This window comes from Rhodococcus sp. RS1C4 (genome assembly GCF_002258225.1).
In the GTDB taxonomy this organism is placed as follows: domain Bacteria; phylum Actinomycetota; class Actinomycetes; order Mycobacteriales; family Mycobacteriaceae; genus Rhodococcoides; species Rhodococcoides fascians_E.
The window spans coordinates 106008-123072 of the sequence record NZ_NOXZ01000048.1; the positions used below are offsets into that span (position 1 = coordinate 106008).

At 65.9% G+C, this 17065-nt stretch carries 15 protein-coding genes and 1 riboswitch; of the genes, 5 read left to right on the forward strand and 10 right to left on the reverse strand.

Features of this window, described 5'->3' with window-relative positions; translation table 11 throughout:
* Position 1 precedes the first annotated feature (1 nt).
* The 8 genes from CH289_RS24355 to mqo form a co-directional block, all read right to left on the reverse strand.
* Positions 2-1849, reverse strand: coding sequence for an ATP-binding cassette domain-containing protein (locus CH289_RS24355; protein ID WP_094728779.1), 1848 nt, complete (start codon positions 1847-1849; stop codon positions 2-4).
* Positions 1850-1864: 15 nt separating this feature from the next.
* The gene (locus CH289_RS24360; protein ID WP_249277232.1) at positions 1865-3529 is read right to left on the reverse strand and encodes a DUF7800 domain-containing protein; all 1665 of its coding nucleotides are present in this window, start codon (positions 3527-3529) and stop codon (positions 1865-1867) included.
* 46 nt (positions 3530-3575) lie between these two features.
* The gene (locus tag CH289_RS24365; protein WP_019664211.1) at positions 3576-3938 is read right to left on the reverse strand and encodes a cobalamin biosynthesis protein; all 363 of its coding nucleotides are present in this window, start codon (positions 3936-3938) and stop codon (positions 3576-3578) included.
* Complete coding sequence (locus CH289_RS24370) at positions 3935-5368, reverse strand: cobyrinate a,c-diamide synthase (RefSeq protein WP_026347627.1); 1434 nt, start codon at positions 5366-5368, stop codon at positions 3935-3937. The genes CH289_RS24365 and CH289_RS24370 overlap by 4 nt, the downstream gene beginning before the upstream one ends.
* Positions 5362-5982, reverse strand: a complete 621-nt coding sequence (gene cobO, locus CH289_RS24375) for a cob(I)yrinic acid a,c-diamide adenosyltransferase (protein WP_019664213.1) — start codon at positions 5980-5982, stop codon at positions 5362-5364. The genes CH289_RS24370 and cobO overlap by 7 nt, the downstream gene beginning before the upstream one ends.
* 13 nt (positions 5983-5995) lie before the next feature.
* A complete protein-coding gene (locus CH289_RS24380) occupies positions 5996-7921 on the reverse strand; it encodes a magnesium chelatase subunit D family protein (protein WP_094728781.1) in 1926 nt (641 codons plus the stop codon).
* A 44-nt stretch (positions 7922-7965) separates the two neighbouring features.
* A riboswitch (adenosylcobalamin (AdoCbl) riboswitch) is annotated at positions 7966-8115 on the reverse strand.
* A gap of 11 nt (positions 8116-8126) precedes the next feature.
* Complete coding sequence (locus CH289_RS24385) at positions 8127-8603, reverse strand: GNAT family N-acetyltransferase (RefSeq protein ID WP_019664215.1); 477 nt, start codon at positions 8601-8603, stop codon at positions 8127-8129.
* 12 nt (positions 8604-8615) lie between these two features.
* Positions 8616-10127, reverse strand: a complete 1512-nt coding sequence (gene mqo, locus CH289_RS24390) for a malate dehydrogenase (quinone) (protein ID WP_033189594.1) — start codon at positions 10125-10127, stop codon at positions 8616-8618.
* A 179-nt stretch (positions 10128-10306) separates the two neighbouring features.
* Here mqo and CH289_RS24395 point away from each other — a divergent pair, with 179 nt between their 5' ends.
* Together CH289_RS24395 and mtr are read left to right on the forward strand one after the other, a co-directional pair.
* Positions 10307-11347, forward strand: a complete 1041-nt coding sequence (locus CH289_RS24395) for an alpha/beta hydrolase (RefSeq protein WP_026347628.1) — start codon at positions 10307-10309, stop codon at positions 11345-11347.
* On the forward strand, positions 11344-12732 hold the full coding sequence (gene mtr, locus CH289_RS24400; RefSeq protein ID WP_019664218.1) for a mycothione reductase: 1389 nt from the start codon (positions 11344-11346) through the stop codon (positions 12730-12732). The genes CH289_RS24395 and mtr overlap by 4 nt, the downstream gene beginning before the upstream one ends.
* A 9-nt stretch (positions 12733-12741) precedes the next feature.
* Here the strand turns inward: mtr and CH289_RS24405 are convergent, their stop codons facing one another.
* On the reverse strand, positions 12742-13308 hold the full coding sequence (locus CH289_RS24405; RefSeq protein WP_019664219.1) for an alpha/beta fold hydrolase: 567 nt from the start codon (positions 13306-13308) through the stop codon (positions 12742-12744).
* A gap of 143 nt (positions 13309-13451) precedes the next feature.
* Between CH289_RS24405 and CH289_RS24410 the strand changes: the two genes are divergently transcribed.
* Genes CH289_RS24410 through CH289_RS24420 form a run of 3 tightly spaced genes read left to right on the forward strand, consistent with a single transcriptional unit; the run spans position 13452 to position 15459 of the window.
* The gene (locus CH289_RS24410; RefSeq protein ID WP_026347629.1) at positions 13452-13814 is read left to right on the forward strand and encodes a GntR family transcriptional regulator; all 363 of its coding nucleotides are present in this window, start codon (positions 13452-13454) and stop codon (positions 13812-13814) included.
* Complete coding sequence (locus tag CH289_RS24415) at positions 13811-14767, forward strand: ABC transporter ATP-binding protein (protein ID WP_019664221.1); 957 nt, start codon at positions 13811-13813, stop codon at positions 14765-14767. The genes CH289_RS24410 and CH289_RS24415 overlap by 4 nt, the downstream gene beginning before the upstream one ends.
* Entirely contained in the window at positions 14764-15459 is a 696-nt protein-coding gene (locus CH289_RS24420; RefSeq protein WP_033189593.1) for a hypothetical protein, read from the forward strand. The genes CH289_RS24415 and CH289_RS24420 overlap by 4 nt, the downstream gene beginning before the upstream one ends.
* Before the next feature lie 14 nt (positions 15460-15473).
* On the opposite strand, the gene CH289_RS24425 is transcribed toward CH289_RS24420, so the two are convergent.
* Complete coding sequence (locus CH289_RS24425) at positions 15474-16973, reverse strand: cobyric acid synthase (protein WP_179276872.1); 1500 nt, start codon at positions 16971-16973, stop codon at positions 15474-15476.
* Between the last annotated feature and the right edge of the window lie 92 nt (positions 16974-17065).

The following is a 17065-nucleotide window of genomic DNA, read 5'->3' on the forward strand; positions in this document are numbered from 1 at the left end:
GCTACCGCGTTGCCCTGGGTGCTCGCTCCCGCAGGCCTCGCGGGCGCTCGACCCGTGTTTCGTCCCAGACGGGCTCACTCGATTCGCGGACCTGCCCGTCGGATCCGAAGACGAGGAACCGGTCGAAGCTGCGCGCGAACCATCGGTCGTGGGTGACGGCGACGACCGTTCCCTCGAATGCTGTGATGGCGTCCTGCAGCGAGTCCGCGGACACCAGGTCGAGGTTGTCCGTCGGTTCGTCGAGGAGCAGCAGGGTGGCGCCGGACAGTTCCAGCAGCAGGATCTGAATCCGTGCCTGTTGCCCACCGGACAGGTTGTCGTACAACTGCTCTGCGGCGAGTGACAGGCCGTAACGATCGAGTGCACGGCTCGCGGCTTCGCGACCCATTCCGTCACGGTGCTCGTTGCCGAGATGCAGGATGTCCAGCAACGTCTTGCCGTGGAGATCCGGCCTGCTGTGAGTCTGCGCGAACAATCCTGGCCGCACCCGCGCACCCAACACGGCGGTGCCGCTGTGCGGTACGGGCGCGATCTCGAGTTCCTGGACCGGGAGGTGCTCCCGCTCGGGGTCGGTACCGCCCGCCGCCAGCAGCCGAAGAAAGTGCGATTTGCCGGATCCGTTGGAACCGAGCACGGCCACCCGATCACCGAACCAGATCTCCGTGTCGAACGGCTTCATCAACCCGGTCAGCTCCAGTCCGGTACACACCAGCGCGCGTTTCGCGGTGCGCCCACCGTGCAGCCGTACCGTCACCTTCTGCTTCAGGGGAACCGCCTCGGGAGGGCCCGCGTCCTCGAACCGCGTGAGCCTCGTCTGCGCTGCCTGATAGCGAGCGGCGATGCCGTCGTTGAACTTCGCTTTCTCCCGCAAACGGAGAACGAGCGCCCGCAGTTTCACTCGTTCCTCGTCCCAGCGGCGGCGAAGTTCGTCGAGCCGGGCGTTCCGGTCCTCGCGCGCGTCGTAGTAAGTGGCGAAGCCTCCGCCGTGGACCCAGGAGGTGGCCCCGTTGAATCCCGGTTCGAGAGTGACGATGCGGGTGGCGGCATTCGCGATGAGCTCGCGGTCGTGGCTGATGAAGAGCACGGACTTGTCCGACTCACGAATCGTCTTCTCCAGCCACCTCTTACCGGGAACGTCCAGGTAGTTGTCCGGTTCGTCGAGCAGAAGCAACTCGTCGGAACCGGCGAACAACGCCTCGAGCACGACACGCTTCTGCTCGCCACCGCTCAGAGTCGACACATCACGCCACTTCGCGACGTCGAACGGTGCACCGAGCGCCGCCATCGTCACCTTGTCCCAGAACGGTTCCAGATCGTATCCTCCGACATCGCCCCAATCGGACAGCGCAGCAGCGTAGTTCATCTGCGTCTTCTCGTCGTCCGCCTCCATCATCGCGTTCTCGGCCTCGTCCAGAGCCTCGGCGGCTCGGCGCACCGCGAGCGAGGACACCGACAGCAACAGATCCAGAACCGTCGTTCCGCCGGCTCCACTCCCGACCCCACGGGTCGCTCCGCCGGCTCCACTCCCGACCCCATGGGTCGCTCCGCCGGCTCCACTCCCGGCCCCACGGGTCGCTCCGCCGGCTCCACTCCCGGCCCCACGGGTCGCTCCGCCGGCTCCACTCCCGACGAACTGACGCATGACTCCGAGCGCACCCGATCGGGTCACGGCGCCGTCCTCGGGCTCGATATCGCCGGAGACGATGCGAGTCAACGTGGTCTTGCCTGTGCCGTTCGGTCCGATCAACGCCATCTTGGCGCCGTCACCGACACGGAATCCGACGCCGCTGAGAAGCTGCCTGCCGTCGGGCAGGAAGTAGTCGATGTCGGTCAGTTCGAGGTGAGCCACGCCGACAAATCTATGTCAGGGAGTCAACGTCATTTTTCGAGTGGTGGTCAGGGTCTGTCGGCCGACGGGATCGACGTGCGCATGCTCGACGCTCACCCGCGCCGTCTCCCCCTCGGTCGTGAGAAGCATGACGCCGTTGTCGAACCACGGCCCGGCCTCGGCTTCCCAACTCACGTCGGGCGGCGGCACCTTGGCTCCCCGTGCGAGCGAAGCCAGTACCCGCGCGGCCGGACGTTTGATCGCCAGCCGGTTCACGGCACGAATCGGTAGGTTCAGCGGGTTGCGGAACGGCGACATCGTCAACTGGTACGTCGCCGGAACGTCGCCGCCCACCCCGAACTCGGCTCGCGCGACGTACGAGCAGTGCACGTCGCCGGAAAGCCACATGATGCTGGCGGGTGCGTCGTCGCTTCTGGAGATCTCGCGCACCAGCGTCGCCATGTCCAGGAACGACTTTCCGAACGCGGCCCAGTGCTCGAGATCCAGGTCGATTCGGAGCTTCTCCCCTACTCGCGCCGCGAGCTTGCCCCAGCTCCCCTGTGCCACAGCCTCGTTCCACTGTTCGAGATGATGCAGTGCGGGCAGCATCAGATACGGCAGTGACGAGCCGAAGAGCAGGTGCCGCGGAGACTTCTCGAGCGCTCGTTCCCTGACCCACGCCCACTCGACGTCGTCGACCATCGCGCGCCGGCTCGGATCGAGGTCACGCGAGCACCGGGAGTCGATCATGATCAACCGAGTGTCACCGAAGTCCCGGTAGAAACTCCACCGGCCGGTCTCGGGCACCTCGTCGACTCGCAGCGAGAACTCGCAGAGCAGGCGTTCACGATCCTCGTCGGTCGCAGCGGCCTTCACCTGTGCGTACAGCTCGTCCCGACCGAGCTCGTCGGGCGAGAGATTGCCGAGGTGCTGATACACCCAGTACGACGAGAACGCACCTACGACACGGTCCTTCCACCAGGGCCTGGTCTCGATGTCGGCGCGCCACGACGCCGACGAGTTCCAATCGTCACGCAGGTCGTGATCGTCGAGAATCATGCACGACGGCACGCTCGCGAGCAGCGTCCTGACCGGCTCGACTCCCCACGACTCGTGGTAGAGCCACGAGTACTCCTCGAAGTCGCAGATCTCGTCGGCCGCGTCGGTGTCGCGGGCACTCGCCGGACCGTCGCCCGCGGCTCGTCGAGCGCGCAACTTCTCGATGATCTCCGGCGACGGGTCGTCGGCGTAGACCTGGTCGCCGAGCAGGAGCAGCGCCTGCGGCCACTCCTCCGGTCCCTGCCCGGCCATGCGGGTGCCGAGGCCCGCGAGCGCATCCGCGCCGATTCGCTGTAGGGATTCGTCGCTGTAATTGTCTCCGCGCCTGCAGGATCCGAACGCGAAGGTCACCGGACCGTGCCGGTCGATGGTATGAATCGCCGCGGTTGCACCCGGTTCGGGCCAGACGACGCGGCCGTCGAACGTCGAGTCGTAGGTGATGGCGGTGTCGGCAGGCAGATCGGTGAGCGCGACGAGCGCGTAATGGTGACCGTGAACGCCCCACGTCGAAGCCTCACCGTGCACACCGGTGTCGGTGGTCACTCGGACGGTCCCCGGCCGGTCGAACTCGAACCAGAACGTTGCATCGTGCGCACCGACATAGCGGACGAGAGGACCGAGTACGAGCGGTGAAGACGTCATCGTCACCACGATGCCCTGAGTCCGCTCGACGCGCCACTGTGGCCGGTCACAGCAGCGCTGCAGCGACCGTCACACCCCGGGCACTCGTCTTCGCGAGTACGAGGCGTCCTTCGGTTGCGCGCAGCGCCGCCGCCTCCGCGACACTGGGCGTTCCGGTGGCGGCCCGCGTCCGAGCGGACGGTTCGGTGACCGTCACCGCCGCAAGTTCCTCCGCGGACCACAGGTGCAGCGTCACACCGAGGGACTCGGCGACGGGCAGCATCTGAGCGTCCTTCGACTCCAGCGTGGACAACGCCACGATCGTGAACGTCGTCGGTACGACGTCACGCAGGACGGCGAGGCAATCCGCCACCGACGCCGTCGACGTCGCTCCGATACCCACGACCACGTGCGTGGCCGCCGGCGTCACGCGCCCGCTCTGGTCTCGTGGGTACGCGCGGCGGCGAACGTTGCGCAGGCACCGACGAAACGACGGACCGACTCCGGGCTGCCCGCCGGGTGCGTGTGCAGGTACGACGCGTGTACACCGCCGCGCACGAATCCTTCCTGTACGAACGCCCGATCCGCTGCCACGCTGGGGTTCCGCCACCCCCACGCGGAGTGCAGGTCGGTCGAGGGCGCCTGATCCACGAGCCTGGTCCGATGGAACTCGTGCCCGCTCACTCGTTGCCCGGCGTCGAACAGAACGGACGTCTCCAACGCCACCGCATCGCGATAACCGAGAGTGAGCGACGTGCCGAAACGTGCTTCGATGTCGAGCACTCCGGCCATCGAGTGCCCGTCGAGTTCGCGCGCCAGGTACAGGAGCCCGGCGCATTCCGCGTGGATCGGAATGCCGCGGTCTGCCGCGGCGCGGACGTCGGCGAGCAACGCGGTGTTCGACGCCAGCTGTTCGGCGTGCTCCTCCGGAAAGCCTCCGGGGACGACGACTCCGGAGGTGCCGTCGGGCAGCCCGTCCGTCAGTGGGTCGAACACGGCGACATCGGCTCCCGACGCTCGGAGAAGTTCGATGTGTTCGGCGTACCCGAAGGTGAAGGCGGGCCCTCCCGCCATCGCCACCACGGGACGGGTCTCGTAGTGCCTGCCCACCTCGCCCGCGGGGTCCCACGGTAGATCCTGCACCGCCGAGCGGGCCAGTGCGACGATCGCGGCGTAGTCCACGTGCGCGGCGACGAGGTCGGACATCGCATCGACGGCCGCCCGTGCCCGGCCTCCGTGCTCCAGCGCGGTGATCAGTCCGAGATGCCGGGACGGCACGGCCAGTTCCGCCATCCGGGGCAGCGACCCGAGAACCGGCACGCCGACACGTTCGCACGCTTGACGGAGCACCTCCTCGTGGCGAGGACTTCCCACTCGGTTCAGGATCACGCCGCCGATGCGAACGGACGTGTCGAACGTCGAGAACCCGTGCAGCACAGCGGCCAGACTCTGACTGTGGCCTCGTGCGTCGACGACCAGTACGACCGGCGCACCGAGCATGGCTGCGACGGCGGCCGTGGAGCCCTCGGCTGTGGCGGCGCCACCACCGGACATGTCGATCTTGCCGTCGAACAGGCCCATGACGCCTTCGACGACGGCGATGTCGCAGCCCGCGCTTCCGTGTCGATACAGCGGACCTATCCGCTCGGCGCCGACCATGACCGCGTCGAGATTGCGGCCCGGAAGCCCGGTCGCAAGTGCATGATAGCCGGGGTCGATGTAATCGGGGCCGACCTTGAACGGTGCGACACGACGCCCGGCGCCACGCAGCGCACCCATCAAACCCGTTGCCACCGTGGTCTTCCCGCTCCCGGATGCCGGGGCGGCGATGACGACGGCGGGAACGGAGGTGGTCACCATTCGATTCCGCGTTGGCCCTTGCGGCCCGCGTCCATCGGATGTTTGATCTTCGCCATTTCGGTGACCAGATCGGCCGCGTCGATCAGCGCTGCAGGTGCATCGCGGCCGGTGATGACGACATGCTGATTACCCGGCCGACTCCGAAGCACGTCGACGACCTCGTCGACGTCGACCCATCCCCACTTCAACGGATACGTGAATTCGTCCAGGACGTAGAACCGGTGCGTCTGCTCCGAGAGTCTCCGCGCGATCTCCGCCCACCCGTCGGCAGCGGCTGCAGCGTGGTCCACCTCGGACCCCTTCTTTCGGGTCCAGGACCAACCTTCGCCCATCTTGTGCCATTCGACAGCGCCGCCGACACCCGAAGATTCGTGGAGTTCGCCCAGCATCGTGAAGGTCGCTTCCTCACCGACCTTCCATTTGGCGCTCTTGACGAACTGAAACACACCCACGTCGAAACCCTGGTTCCACGCGCGTAACGCCATCCCGAACGCAGCGGTCGACTTCCCCTTGCCCGGCCCGGTGTGCACGGCCAGTACCGGTTGATTGCGACGCTGCCGGGTGGTCAATCCGTCCTGCGGTACCGATCCCGGAAGCGGAACTCCCTGAGGCATGCTTCTCGCCTTCCTACGCGGCCGCACGTACGACGGCGGCGACGCGCTCGGCCGACAGATCGGCCAGACGGACGTACCCGCCCTGCAGGTGGCGGGCGAACTCGGCGGCCAATCCGAGCCGAACCATCCCCGACTCGCAATCGACGACGACGGAACCGATGTGATCACCCGCGATGCGGGATGCCGCTGTGCGCGCGCGACCCACCGGATCCGGTCCGCCCGTCGCGCGCCCATCGGTCATCGCCACCACGAGGGCACGGCGCAGCGGGTCGCGAACCTTCTCACGCAGAACAACGTCGCGCGCCGTGACGAATCCCTGAGCAAGCGGTGACCTGCCGCCGGTCTTCATTCTTCGCAGTCGTGTCGCGGCGACGTCGACGCTCGACGTCGGGGGCAGCACCAACTCGGCGTCCCGACCGCGAACAGTGATGACCGCGACCTTGTCTCGTCGCTGGTACGCGTCACGCAGCAACGACAGAACTGCACCGGTGACCGCGGAGAGACGATCCCGTGCCGCCATGGAACCGGATGCATCGACGACGAAGACGATGAGGTTGCCTTCGCGGCCCTCACGCACCGCACCCCGAAGGTCGGACGGCTGCAACACGAATCGGCCGGACTGTCGACCTCGCGCGACCTGAGACTCCGCGGCAGCGAACAATGTCCCCACCAGGTGTAGTCCCTCGCCCGGCTCCGTCGTCGACCGCACGACGCGTCCCTGCGGGGAGCGCGCCCTGGACCTGCGACCCGGGGCTCCCTCCCCGACGCCGGGAACCTCGATCGATCGCGCACGAAACTTCTCGCCGGGTGTTGCGGCGTCTCGCTCACTCGCCTGTTTCTCGGGGGCGTCGGGCTTGTCCGTCGACGACGTGCCGGTCTGTGGCCCGGGATCGGGCTGCGGTTCGCCGCCACCGTCGTCTCCGCCCCCGTCGTCTCCGCCACCGTCTCCACCTCCGTCGTCGTCGGGTCCTGGATCCGACTCGGCGGAGGACTCCGCCTGCTCGGCGGCATCCCGCATCGCGTCGTCGAGGGCCGACTCGTCGATACCCGGTTCGTCGAAGGGATCTCGCCGACGCCGGTGCGGCAGTGCGAGTTCCGCGGCGACCCGGACATCGGATTCGTCGACGGCGTCGGCGCCGCGCCAGGCGGCGTGCGCCGTGGCCGTGCGAGCCACGACCAGGTCGGCTCGCATACCGTCGACGTCGAAAGCGGCACAGAGAGCGGCGATTCGGCGCAGCTCGGTGTCGTCGAGCACCACATCGGCCAGCGCCTCGCGTGCATGCACGATCTTCCGTGCAATCTCCGCGTCGGAGTCGGCGTACTCGGCCGCGAACTCCTCGGGATTCCGTTCGTAGTTCAGGCGGCGCCTCACCACGTTCATCCGGGTGTCGACATCGCGGGACGCGGTGACCTCGACCGCCAGTCCGAATCGGTCCAGCAGCTGAGGCCGAAGCTCTCCCTCTTCCGGGTTCATGGTCCCGACGAGCACGAACTGCGCTAAGTGCGAATGAGATACACCGTCACGCTCGATGTGCACGCGGCCCATCGCGGCCGCGTCGAGCAGGACGTCGACGAGGTGGTCGTGCAGCAGATTGACCTCGTCGACGTAGAGCACTCCACGGTGCGCCGCCGCCAGCAGACCCGGCTGAAACGCGCGTTCACCGTCGCGTAGCACTTTCTCGAGATCGAGCGAGCCCACCACTCGATCCTCGGTTGCACCGACGGGCAGCTCGACGAGTCGTGCAGGCCTGGTGACGCCCTCGTCGTCGACGGCAGGCAGCAGCGCTGCCAATGCCCGGACGACGGTGGATTTGGCGGTCCCCTTCTCGCCGCGCACCAACACACCACCGATGCCGGGGTGGACTGCGCAGAGGATCAGGGACAACCGCAGCTGCTCCTGACCGACGATCGCACTGAACGGATAGCCGGGCTGCTGCACGAGAGAACTCCTTCGTCCCGGCGGACTCCGCGCCGGAGAGGTGACGAGCCCGCCGATCCGGCGGGCGTACTGCGAAGTTGTGCGGTGATCTGACTTCGGTGCTTCGGCCCCTCGGGACCGAAGCACCTACACAGTGGCGGGACCGTGCCTGATTCACACAGGACTTCCCCGCATCAACTCCCTGGTCGTCGAACGACCGGTCCGATTACGCCTCGCTCCATGGAGTTCCGCCCCCACGACGCATGGGGGTGTGCGGAATTCCGTCCTCGAGCACTTCCTCCCCGTCGGGCAGGAATCCGTGCTTGGCGTACATGTCGACGAGGTAGCTCTGTGCATTGATGCGGCACGGTGCCGAACCCACCTCGGCGAGCGCTGCGCGCAGGATGCGAGTGGTGTGGCCCTGCCCGCGCGCAGACCGCTGTGTGCAGAGCCGACCGATGCGGAACGCTTTCTCGCCGTCGTCGTGCTCTTCCAGCAGGCGCAACGTGCAGACGACCTCGCCGTCTCGTTCCAGCCAGAAGTGCCGGGTCTCGGAGAGGAGGTCTCGACCGTCGAGCTCAGGGTAAGCGCACGCCTGCTCGACGACGAACACCTCGACACGCAACTTCAACAGGTCGTACAACGTCTTGTTGGACAGGTCCAGAGCCCAGGAACGCTTCAGGGCAGCAGCTTGCGTAGTCATCAGCTCTTGCTATCACACGCCGCTGGGCTGTGCGACCTGGGTGGTCTGCCCGAGTTCGAGGCGAGCCGACGTCCAATCGAAGACCTCGCGGAACAACGCCCGGTCCTCGGCGAGCTTCTTGCCGAGCGAGGGCACCATCTCCTTCAGCTTCGGCTGCCAACCGTCGTAGCGGTCACCGAAGCAGCGCTGCAGCACGTCGAGCATCGCCGGCACCGCGGTGGACGCACCCGGCGACGCGCCGAGCAGACCCGCGATGGAGCCGTCGGCCGCGTTGATGACAGCCGTTCCGAACTCGAGCACTCCGCCGCGACCCTTCTTGCGAATCACCTGCACACGCTGACCGGCCGTGACGAGCTCCCAGTCCTTACCGACGACCTGGGGCGCGAACTCACGCAGGGTCTCGACGCGATCGGCTGCCGACTGCGCGAGCTCGCCGACGAGGTACTTCACCAAACCGAGCTCGGTCACACCGACGCCGAGCATGGACATCAGGTTTCCCGGCTTGACCGAGCTGGGGAGATCCGTGAACTTGCCCTGCTTCAGGAACTTCGGCGACCACCCTGCGTACGGGCCGAAGAGGAGTCCGGGCTTACCCCCGATGACGCGTGTGTCGAGGTGCGGCACCGACATCGGCGGCGCACCGACGGACGCTTTGCCGTACACCTTCGCCGAGTGCTGGGCGATTAGGTCCGGGTTGGTGCAGCGCAGCCATTCGCCGCTGACGGGGAACCCACCGAAGCCCTTGATCTCGCTGATCCCGGACTTCTGCAGCAGATGCAGAGCACCGCCGCCTGCTCCGACGAAGACGAACTTGGCGTTGACGGTCTTCTTCTCACCGGTCCGCAGGTTCGCGATCTTCACGTTCCACGTGCCGTCGGACTGCTTGGTGATGTTGGTGACGTCGGTGCCGAAGTGGACGGTGCCCCCGGACCCGGAGATGTAGTTGAGCAACTGACGGGTCAGCGCGCCGAAGTCGACGTCGGTGCCCTCGTCGCTCCAGTTCAGAGCGACAGGGTCGGAGAAATCGCGGCCCCCGCCCATCAGTGGCAGCCGCCGGGTGAACTCGTCCGGACTGTCGATGTACTCCATGCCCTCGAACAGCGGGTTCGACGCCAGTGCGTCGTACCGAGCGCGGAGGTACTTCACGTTCGACTCGCCGTGGACGAAGCTGACGTGAGGAATGGGGTTGATGAAGTTCTTCGGGTCGCTCAGCACGCCGGATTCGATGCTGTGCGCCCAGAACTGACGCGACACCTGGAACTGTTCGTTGACGTTCAGCGCCTTGGCGATGTCGACGGAACCGTCTTTGTTCTGCGGGGTGTAGTTCAGCTCACACAGAGCGGAGTGGCCGGTGCCGGCGTTGTTCCACGCGTCGCTGCTCTCGGCAGCGGCCGCGTCGAGTCGCTCGTACACGTCCAGCGACCACTCGGGTTCGAGCTGCTTCAGCAAAGCCCCGAGGGTGGCGCTCATGATTCCGGCGCCGACGAGAACCACGTCGGTCTTGACCTGCTGTTCTTTTGACACTGGAGAATCGACTTCCTTGTCCGTGAGTTCTCGCTCGGCGACTGACTGCTTCGACTGTTCAACTTTTCGGTGGCGGTTACGTTACCCGTCCGTACGTACCCGATTCGACGCGCCTGAAAAGCCCTGCTCCGATTGTGCTCCTCGTACGCCGCCCGACGCTCCTACTACAGTTGTGATCTGTGACTACCTGGGTGCCCGATGTCCTCGGCGACGGCTACGAACAGACCACCATCACGCTCGGCGACGACCCCGACGGCGAGGGGACGGTCGAAGCGACCCTCGTGCGGTATCAACCGTCGGGGACGGATTCTGCTCGTCGCGCGGTGATCTACGTGCACGGGTACACCGACTACTTCTTCCAGCAACACCTCGCCGAGCATTTCGCGGCCAAAGGATTTGCGTTCTACGCGCTCGACCTGCGTAAATGCGGACGTTCCTTGCGCGAGGGACAGACGCCGCACTTCGTGACCGACCTCGAGATGTACGACGCCGAACTCACCGAAGCTCTGTCTCTGGTTCGCCAGGACACCGGAGGCGGGTCGGTACTACTGACCGCACACTCCACCGGAGGACTGATCCTTCCGCTGTGGCTGGACAGGCTCAATCGCAGGAGCGGCGGGACAGCCGCGCAGGGAATCGACGGAGTCGTGCTCAACAGCCCGTGGTTCGACCTACAGGGACCGTCTGCGATCAGAAGCGTCGGAACGACCGCGATCGACGTCATCGGCCGGGTGAAGGCGAAGACTCCCGTGCCGGGCACCGGCCTCGACACCTACGGCGTGTCGCTCGCCGCGTCGGAGCAGGGCGAATGGGAGTACAACCTCGACTGGAAGCCGCTGGCCGGGTTCCCCGTCACGTTCGGCTGGATCCGAGCGATCCGGCACGGACACGCGACACTGCACCGCGGCCTCGACATCGGCGTTCCGTCGCTGATTCTCCGCTCCAAGGTCACGCATTTCTCGCGGAAGTACAGCTCGCAGACCGACGCGGCCGACGCCGTTCTCGACGTGCGTCAGATCGCACGGTGGGCCGGATGCCTCGGCGACCGGACCACCATCGTTCCCATCGAGGGGGCTCGTCACGACGTCTTTCTGTCCAAGGAGACGCCCCGGAAGCAGGCGTTCGACGAGATGAACGAGTGGATCGACTGGCTGTACCGCAGCGCCCACATAGACCGCGAATCCGGACAGAACCACAGCGAGATCGGAACCATTCGATGACCACACCCGAGCACTTCGACATTGCGATCATCGGATCGGGGTCGGGAAACTCCATTGCCGACGAACGCTTCGCCGACCTGAAAGTCGCGTTGTTCGAGGAGCATTCGCCGTTCGGGGGCACCTGCCTCAACGTCGGGTGCATTCCCACCAAGATGTTCGTGTACGCCTCCGAGGTCGCACAGACCATCCGTGATTCCTCGCGTTACGGCATCGACGCGTCGATCGACAAGGTGCGCTGGCCGGACATCGTCGACCGCGTGTTCGGCCGCATCGACCCCATCGCCGCCGGAGGCAAGGACTACCGCGAGAACGGCAGCCCCAACGTCACCCTGTTCAGCAGTCACGCCACGTTCGTCGGTCCCCGCACGATCGACACCGGAACCGGCTCGGTCATCACGGCCGATCAGGTCGTCGTCGCCGCCGGGTCCCGTCCGGTGATTCCCGACGCGGTCGCCGAGTCCGGCGTCCGCTACTACACCAACAGCGACGTCATGCGGCTCCCCGAGCTCCCCGAGCACCTCGTCATCCTCGGATCCGGCTACATCGCAGCCGAATTCGCTCATGTCTTCGGCGCACTCGGTTCGAAGGTGTCGATCGTGGCCCGCAAGAACGCCTTGCTGCGCGGGCTGGACGTCGACGTGTCCACCCGATTCACCGAGCTGGCGCAGCGAAGCTGGGACGTCCACCTGGACTCGGGCGAGGTGTCCGCAGTCTCGGACGGCGAGCGCGTCGGCCTCGAGCTGAAGGACGGAACCCGTGTGCTGGGCGACGTCCTGCTCGTCGCCGTCGGGCGTGAGCCCAACGGCGATCGACTGGGCGCGGAGGCAGGAGGCATCGAGCTCGACGACGAAGGACGGATCGTCGTCGACGAATTCGGCCGCACCACCGCAGACGGCGTGTTCGCCCTCGGCGACGTGTCGTCGGAGTACCAGCTCAAGCACGTCGCGAACCACGAAGCCCGAGTCGTTCAGCACAACCTCCTGCAGCACGAGTGGAACGACACCTCGTCGCTGCGTGCCTTCGACCACCGATTCGTCCCCGCCGCGGTGTTCACGCACCCTCAGATCGCCGAGGTCGGGCTCACCGAGGAGCAGGCGCGCGACGAAGGGTTCGACATCGCCGTCAAGATTCAGGACTACGGCGACGTCGCATACGGCTGGGCGATGGAGGATCGCGACGGATTCTGCAAGATCGTCGCAGAGAAGAAGACGGGTCGAATTCTCGGCGCCCACGTCATCGGTGCCCAGGCTCCGACGGTGATCCAACCACTCATCCAGGCCATGAGTTTCGGCACCACCGTCTCCGACATGGCACGAGGCCAGTACTGGATCCACCCGGGCCTGCCCGAGGTGGTCGAGAACGCGCTCCTCGGCCTGGACATCTGATTCGTTAGGTCACCAGGGGCTGGTGCGCAGCACGATCTCCGTGGCGAGCTCGGCCGACGCGGCCGAGGGAATGTTGTCCACACCGTCGAGTCTGACGACACGGAAATCGCCGTAGACGAGGCGGCCACTGGCGTCGGCCCCCGGCGCCTTGGTCGACCTGCCGATCACGAGTGTCGTCGGGATCTCCACGGCCGGGCAGTCGGCTGCGCGCACGGTTCCGTTCTCGTCGGCGATGGCGGGGTGGGTTCGGTCGCACACCACCAGTGACGTGAACTTTCCGAACGTGCGTGCTGCGAGGCCCCAGGCCAGCTCCGCGCCCACTCCGCTGCCGACGAGGTGCACCCAGGGCAACCCGAGTTCGGTCAGCAACTCGAGCACTCCATCGTGGTCGAGCCCGTCGATGTCCTCCACCGCAACGGTTTTGAGGTCCGAGTTGTGCAGCCGCTCGGCTACGCCGTCGTACACATCGGGGGCATCGCCTGCGTCGGGGAGCAGCAGCACGACGTGCCGCGATTCCGGACCGGCGATGCGCAGGGTGCAGCTCCCGCCGCGGGCTGCAACGTGCTTGTGATCCATGGGATACGACGCTACTGCACCCCGATGCCGCCGATCCACAACGGACCACTTTGCTCCTCGCTGTTGCGTTACCCCGATCCGGGTTCTATGGTTAGTTACATGAGTAACGAACCACTTAACCACCCGGGCTCATGGAGCTCGCACTGATGGACGAAGGTCGCCCGCTCTTCATCCAGATCGCCGAGATGGTGGAGAACTCGATCATCGACGGCGGACTCGCCGAGGAGAGCCAGGTCCCCTCGACCAACGAGCTGGCTGCCTTCCATCGCATCAACCCCGCAACCGCAGGCAAGGGTCTGGCCAAGCTGGTCGCCGACGGAATCCTCTACAAGAAACGAGGGATCGGCATGTTCGTCACCACCGGCGCCCGCGACGCATTGAGATTTCGTCGCCGAGACGATTTCGCCGATCAGTTCATCAGACCGTTGGTCACCGAGGCACGCAAGCTCGGCGTGACCGTCGACGAACTCAAGTCCATGCTCGACAACTGGGAGGAAGCACCATGAACGCCCGTCACGACCTCACCGTGGTCGACGACACTCCAGTCATCGCTTCGGTCCGCAACCTCACCAAGACCTACGGGGACTTCACCGCAGTCGACGGTGTCGACTTCGACCTGCACGCCGACAAGATCTACGGTCTGCTCGGTCGCAACGGCGCAGGCAAGACGACGGTCATGCAGTTGCTCACGGCGCAGAATCGCCAGAGCGCGGGCACCGTCGAGGTGTTCGGGATGCCGCCGTTCGAGAACGGCGCGGTCTCGGCCGACGTCTGCTTCGTCAAGGAAAGCCAGAAGTACCCCGACGACTTCAAGGTCCGTCACGTACTCACCTGCGCTGCACGGCTTCTCCCACACTGGGATCAGGCCTTCGCCGACGACCTGGTCCGCGATTTCGACCTGCCGCCGTCGCGCAAGGTCAAGAAGCTCTCACGCGGTATGACCTCCGCGCTCGGAATCGTCATAGGGCTGGCGTCACGTGCACCGCTGACGTTCTTCGACGAACCGTACCTGGGACTCGACGCTGTCGCGAGACACATGTTCTACGACCGCCTGTTGGCCGATTACGCCGAGAACCCGCGCACGATCGTGCTGTCGACCCACCTGATCGACGAGGTGAGCGACCTGATCGAGCACGTGCTGCTGATCGACAAGGGGCGGATCGTCATCGATGCCGACGCCGACGCTCTACGCCACAGCGCATTCGTGATATCGGGCGCCGCGGACGCCGTCGAGAAGTTCGTCGCTAATCACACCGTGCTGCACCGAGAGTCACTCGGGTCCATGGCCAGGGTCAGTATCGACGCTGCCCTCACCGACGCGCAACGAGCACACGCATCCTCGCTCGGCCTCGCCGCCGAACCACTGTCGCTGCAGCAGTTGGTCATTCGGAACACCACCGCGTACGGCCGGGGCGCCTCCCTCACATCCGATCACGCCACCAAGGAGTCGGTCTCATGAAACGAACGTTCGACGTCGCTCGTCTGCACACGGTCGCATGGCCGCTGATCATCGGCTGGCCTCTCGGAATCCTCGCCATCTCGTTCGCCATCTGCTACGTCATCTTCGCGTTGATACCCACCACCGACAGCGACTACAACTTCACCGGTGCGCTGTTCTCGATGTACGGATTTGCGGTGGGGTTCTATCTGCAGGCCGTGACCCAGACGTTCCCGTTCGCGCTCGGAATATCTGTGACCAGACGCGAATTCTTCTCCGCCACGGCACTCGTCGGCGTCGTTCAATCTGCAGTACTGGCGACCGTCGTGTGGATTCTGTCCGCCGTGGAATCCGCCACCGGAGGCTTCGGCGTCAAACTGCGCATGTTCGGAATCGTCCGATACGTGACGGACAATCCAGCCGTGCAGTGGTTCGGCTTGTTCGCGACGCTGCTGCTCGTCGCCGCGATCGGATTGTTCCTGGGAGTCGCCTATCAGCAATACCGAGTGAACGGAGTCCTCGCCATCGGCCTGGGCACCGTCGTCCTCGTCGGAGGTGGCGCCATCCTCGTCACATGGCAACGCTGGTGGCCGCAGGTAGGACGGTTCTTCCTCGACACGCCTGCGCTCGTACTGCTGGGCGTCGTACCTCTGGTTCTCGCCGGACTGTTCGCGGTCACCGGCTGGGCAGGGTTGCGGTCGGCAACACCCTGAAAAAACGTCGGCACTCAGGCGTCGACGCCTCGCTCGATGACACCGAGCAGGGCGTCGACGTCGACGTTCTGCTCGACGAGATCCGCCAGCAGATCCAGTTGTTCCTGACGAAGCTGCCCGACGCTGGTGGCCGGCGACACCGTGAACCCCGACCGCCCGGAGAGTCGAGCCGCCCAGCGCAGAAACTCGCGACGGAAGTGGTCGGACTCGAGCACTCCGTGCCAGTGAGTACCCATCACCGACCCGCGCACACTGCCCTCGGATGTACCGTCGGCGTACGTCAGCAGCGGCGAATCGCCGGTACGTACGACGCGGCCGTGGTGAATCTCGTAGCCCGACACGGCCGAATCCGCGAACCGAGCCGACGAACCCTCCACACGTGCCAGCACCTTGTCCGCACGGAATTCGACGTCGAGATCGAGAAGGCCCAATCCGTCCACCTTCTCGACGTCGGATTCGATTCCGTCCGAAATGGTCTGCCCCAGCATCTGATACCCGCCGCAGATGCCCAGAACGGGCCGACCGGTGCGGCCACGTTCCTCGAGCGCCTCCGCCAGACCTGTCCTGCGCAACCACGCGAGATCGGACAACGTCGCCTTGCTTCCCGGCACGACCACAAGATCGGCGTCGGGCAGCCGCGACGGCTCCGTCACCCACTGAACCGAGACGCCTGGCTCGCATGCAAGCGCCTCGACGTCCGTCGTGTTGGATATGCGGGGCAGCCGGATCGCCGCCACCCGCAGCCATTGCCCGCCCACCGGACGCGACGGACGCCCCACCGGCGCGTCGGCAACCACCCCGAGCGAATCCTCGGCGTCCATCCACAGTTCTTCGCAGTACGGCACGACACCGAACGTCGGCCTGTCCGTGAGCGATCGAAGTTGGTCCAGTCCCGGCTGCAGCAACGCCGGATCACCTCGGAACTTGTTGATCACGAACCCCTTGATCAACGCCTGATCCTCGGGCGACAGTACCGCGACCGTTCCGTAGAGATGAGCCAGCACTCCGCCGCGATCGATGTCGCCGATTATCACCACCGGTATCGAAGCAGCGGTGGCCAGCCCCATGTTCGCGAGATCGGTTGCACGTAGGTTGATCTCCGCAGGCGACCCCGCACCCTCGCAGATCACCACGTCGAAATCGCGGCGAAGGGACTCGAGCTCGGCGGCGACGACAGTACGTAAGGCCTGCCGGTGCTCGATGTACGTGGACGCGGACACCTGCGCCACCGCGCGTCCACGCACCACCAACTGCGACGTCCGATCACTTCCCGGTTTCAGCAGAACCGGATTGAACCGCACGCTCGGCTCCAGACCGCACGCCGCAGCCTGCAGTGCCTGCGCCCGCCCGATCTCCCCGCCGTCGAGCGTCACCACCGAGTTGTTGGACATGTTCTGCGCCTTGAACGGCGCCACGGACACACCGCGACGCGCCAACATCCGGCACAGGCCCGCCACCAACACACTCTTGCCCGCATCGGACGTCGTACCCGCAACCAGTAGCGCACCGCCCAGAGTCGTCACAACCCGAACTTCGTTCCGCAGGCGCTGCTCGGAGCCTTCACAACGAGGTTCGTTCCGCAGGCTCCACTCAGAGCCCTCACAAC